General features: G+C 57.4%; 4 protein-coding genes. All 4 read right to left on the bottom strand.

What is annotated here, in order from left to right; genetic code table 11:
* On the bottom strand, window positions 1-1,019 hold a 1,019-nt coding region (locus tag VEG30_09550; protein HXZ80162.1), incomplete at its 3' end, for a glycine C-acetyltransferase.
* 73 nt (window positions 1,020-1,092) lie between these two features.
* Complete coding sequence (locus tag VEG30_09555; protein ID HXZ80163.1) at window positions 1,093-1,359, bottom strand: acyl carrier protein; 267 nt, start codon at window positions 1,357-1,359, stop codon at window positions 1,093-1,095.
* Window positions 1,360-1,368: 9 nt separating this feature from the next.
* The gene (locus tag VEG30_09560; protein ID HXZ80164.1) at window positions 1,369-3,069 is read right to left on the bottom strand and encodes an AMP-binding protein; all 1,701 of its coding nucleotides are present in this window, start codon (window positions 3,067-3,069) and stop codon (window positions 1,369-1,371) included.
* 198 nt (window positions 3,070-3,267) lie between these two features.
* A complete protein-coding gene (locus VEG30_09565; protein HXZ80165.1) occupies window positions 3,268-4,029 on the bottom strand; it encodes a slipin family protein in 762 nt (253 codons plus the stop codon).
* Window positions 4,030-4,108 lie beyond the last annotated feature (79 nt).

The raw sequence follows: 4,108 nt of genomic DNA on the forward strand, positions 1-4,108 counted from the left end.
GCGTCATAGAGCATGACCGGCACGATCGGGGTGTCACCTTCCTTGAGGTCGAAACCAGCATCCGTGAGCAGACCACGCCAGTACCGGGCGTTCCACTCCAGTTTGTCGCGGCGCTTGGTCGTGGTAGTGATCAAATCCAGCACCTTTAGGGCTCCGGCCACGATTACCGGCGCCACGGCATTGGAAAACAGATAAGGTCGTGCCCGTTGGCGGCACATCTCCACCAACTCGCGCCGTCCGCTGACGCAGCCGCCGGAAGCGCCGCCTAACGCCTTTCCCAGCGTTGTGGTGATCACATCGATCTTGCCGAATACGCCGCAGTGCTCGTGTGTTCCACGTCCGGTTTTGCCAATGAAGCCGGTAGCATGGGAGTCATCCACGAAAACCATTGCGTTGTACTTCTCGGCCAGGGCAACGATTTCAGCCAGCTTGGCGGTATCGCCGTCCATGGAAAACACGCCATCGGTGATAACCATGCGGAACCGCTTATCCTGGTGTTCTTGCAGCTTCTCCTCCAGGTGCCCCATGTCGGAATGTTTGTACGTGTCTTGCATGGCTTTCGACAGACGCATGCCGTCCACAATCGACGCGTGAACGAGCCGATCGGCGATCATCACGTCCTGCTCCTTTAGACAGGCTTCGAAGAAGCCGGCGTTGGCGTCCATGCAGGAGGGGAAGAGCAAGGTGTCCTCGGTGCCGAGGAACTCGCTCAGCCGCCTCTCCAGTTCCCGGTGAATGTCCTGAGTGCCACAAATGAAGCGCACCGAAGACATTCCGTAGCCGCGTCCATCGAGGCCAGCGTGCGCGGCAGCGATCACCTCCGGGTGGCTCGACAGCCCAAGATAGTTGTTGGAGCAGATGTTGATACACTTGCGGATGGCAGAACCGACCGGGAATTCCACTTCAATTTCCGCTGATTGCGGTGAGTGGATATAGCGTTCCTCTTTGAAAAGGCCCGCGGCTTTGATTCCTTCAATCTCGGTCAGATAGCTTTCACGAACCACATTGGAGAAGGACATAAGAGGCCTCGCGTAATGAGAGATCGTACCCGTGCCTAAGTCCGCATCAGGCGTTGGCAGCGTCGGGCACGTTCTAAACGCTGCCGACTTCAGCTTTCTGAAACCGCCGTACCAAGGCCACAATGCGCTCGACCGTGTCGAAGGCTTCGGGTGTAGCGGCGGAGTCGGGAATGTGAATCGTGTACTTCTTTTCCAGGAATCGCAGCAGTGACACCATGGAGAAAGAATCCACAAGGCCGCTGGAGATCAGCGGCGTGGTTTCGGTGATCTCCCGCTCGTCTCCCTCTTGCACGTACTCCCGGATAATGTAGTCACGAACTACTTTGGTGATTTCGTCCATTGTCACCTCTCAGTCTTCCATGATCGTGGAGAGGTCTCCCACAGGCTCGTTGAACTCCTTGCAGCGCAGGATGCGGCGAACGATCTTGCCGCTGCGCGTCTTGGGCAGGGAGCTCACAAACTCGATTTCCTGGGGCATCGCCAGCGGCGACAACCGCTTGCGAATATTGTTCATGATGTCCAGTTCAAGATCATCGGATGGTCGGAATCCTCGCTTCAGGGTCACATACGCTTTCACGACTTCCATGTTGACGGGATCGGGTTTGGCGACGACGGCGGACTCGGCCACCGCCGGGCATTCCAGCAGTGCCGATTCGACTTCGAAAGGACCGACCAGATGTCCGCCTGTGTTGATGACATCGTCGTCCCGCCCCATGAACCAGAAGTAGCCATCGCGATCGATTGAGGCGCGGTCGCCGCACAGATACCATCCATTCTTGAACTTCGCCTGGAATCCTTCCTGGTTGTTCCAGTAGCCGCGAATCTGCGACGGCCAGCCGGGCCGTAGCGCGATCAGGCCGGCCACGCCCGCCCGGTTCACGGGCTCGTAGGTCTTCGGATCAAGCACGGTTGCAGTTATTCCTGGAAACGGCTTCCCCATGGATCCGGGCTTGATCATCATCCCGGGAAGGTTGCTGATGACGATGCAGCCGGTTTCGGTCTGCCAGAAGGTATCGTGAAATGGCCTCCCGAACACTTCATGCGACCAGAGTACGGCCTCGGGGTTTAACGGTTCGCCGACGCTAGCCAGATGGCGCAAGCTTGACAAATTACGCTTCTGGGCGACTTCCACGCCCTCCTTCATGAGAAGGCGGATAGCAGTCGGCGCCGAATACCAGACGCTCACGCGGTACCGTTCGATAAACTCATACCACCGTTCAGCATTGAACCCAGAATCGAGCACCACCTGCGTAACCCCGTTCGACCATGGGCCGATAATGCCGTACGACGTGCCCGTGACCCAGCCGGGGTCGGCGTTGCACCAGTAAATGTCATCGGGCTGGAGATCGAGTACCCATTTCGCGGTGAGGTACTGGGCGATGATCGAATAATGGACGTGTTGCGCACCCTTTGGCTGACCAGTCGTCCCGGAGGTATAGTGCAGAACTGAGGGAGAATCGGCCATCGTCGGATAAGCGGGGAAATGTTTGCCCCCCGGAGCTCGCTCCATCGCAAAGGCAGTTTCGCGCTCTCCAAGGGAAGCCGAGTCTGCGTCCACAACGATGATGTGTCGAAGGCTCGGCACCAGCTCGCGGATCTTGCGAACCTTGTACAGATGCTTCTTTTGCGTGAGGATGGCGCAGGTTTCGGCATCGGCAAGTCGGACCAAGAGTGATTCGTCGCCGAACGCAGAGAACAGCGGTTGTGCCACCGCTCCCATCTTCAGAATCCCGAGAAATCCGATATACAGCTCGGGCACACGGTCCAGAAACAAGCAAACTCGTTCCCCCGGCTGAATCCCTAGCTCGGAAAGGAAGTAGGCGATGGTATTGGAGAGAATTCGAACGTCGTCGTAAGTGAATCGCTTTGCCTTACCTTGATAGTCTTCCCAAAGCAGAGCCAACTTCTTTGCCAGGCCCAGTTGACAGATGCGGTCGCTGCACATCCAGGCGATGTTGATGGGGTGACCGGGCCGATAGCCTAGTTCCCGCTCGGCCACGTCCCAGCCCAGGTTCGAAGTAATTTCCTCCCAGGATGGCGGGGCACGCATGGACTGCTCCCTCGTACTGCGGCTCCCAAACTCCCTTGACCTTGCCAGTGGGGCCAACAACCTACATGTATCCTATTTAAAGCCCAGGGCGGCACACAGTGACCCACATCACAGGCATCGCCGCTCTGCCGAGCCCGCGAATCACCGATTCATCAGCTCCTTCCTTCAGAATCCCATGGGTGTAGCGGCGCTGCCCCCTCACCCTTTCTCCCCGAGTTTCGTGATGCGCGAAAATATGTCCACTGGCACGGGGAAAACCAACGTCGTGTTCTTTTCCACCCCGATTTCAGTCAATGTCTGGAGGTAGCGTAGCTGGATGCTGACCGGTTCCTCGGCCAGCAAGCGGGCTGCATCTACCAATCGCTGTGCCGCCGAGAACTCGCCCTCTGCATGGATGATCTTTGACCGCTTCTCGCGTTCCGCTTCTGCCTGCTTGGCCATCGCACGAAGCATAGATTCTGGTAGATCCACTTGCTTAACCTCCACATTCACAACTTTGACACCCCAAGGCGCGGTGTGGGCATCGAGAATGCCCTGCAGGCGCATGTTGATTTTGTCCCGATGGGCCAACAGTTCATCCAACTCTGCCTCGCCGAGGACTGAGCGCAGTGTAGTTTGCGCAAATTGCGAAGTCTGGTTCAGGTAGTCGGACACTTCAACTACCGCCTGCCGCGGGTCGATTGCGCGGAGGAAGATCACTGCGTTCACTTTCAATGTGACGTTGTCGCGCGTAATGATGTCCTGAGGCCTTACCTCGAGCGCCTCCTGGCGCAAGGAAATCCGTACCATTCGATCGACCGGGTAAAACACCAGGATGATTCCCGGTCCCTTGGCTTGGGGAAGTAGTCGCCCCAGGCGAAAAATCACACCCCGCTCATATTCGCGCAGGATCTTGATCGCGCTCAGGACGTACAAGATAACGACGATCGTAGCAATAAGAGGAAGAGGTAGTGGAATCATCGGGCACCTCCAGCGAGGTGGCATTTATCAGCGCTTCTGGGCAGTCTGCAGCGTTGGAGATCAGGAAACCCGCACTGGC

The organism is Terriglobales bacterium, from assembly GCA_035624455.1.
Lineage (GTDB): Bacteria > Acidobacteriota > Terriglobia > Terriglobales > Acidobacteriaceae > DASPRM01.

Excerpts from the sequence above, each read along its gene's own strand:
- VEG30_09565 (HXZ80165.1), bottom strand. The coding sequence starts at position 4,029 with ATGATTCCACTACCTCTTCCTCTTATTGCTACGATCGTCGTTATCTTG.
- VEG30_09560 (HXZ80164.1), bottom strand. The coding sequence starts at position 3,069 with ATGCGTGCCCCGCCATCCTGGGAGGAAATTACTTCGAACCTGGGCTGG.
- VEG30_09555 (HXZ80163.1), bottom strand. The coding sequence starts at position 1,359 with ATGGACGAAATCACCAAAGTAGTTCGTGACTACATTATCCGGGAGTAC.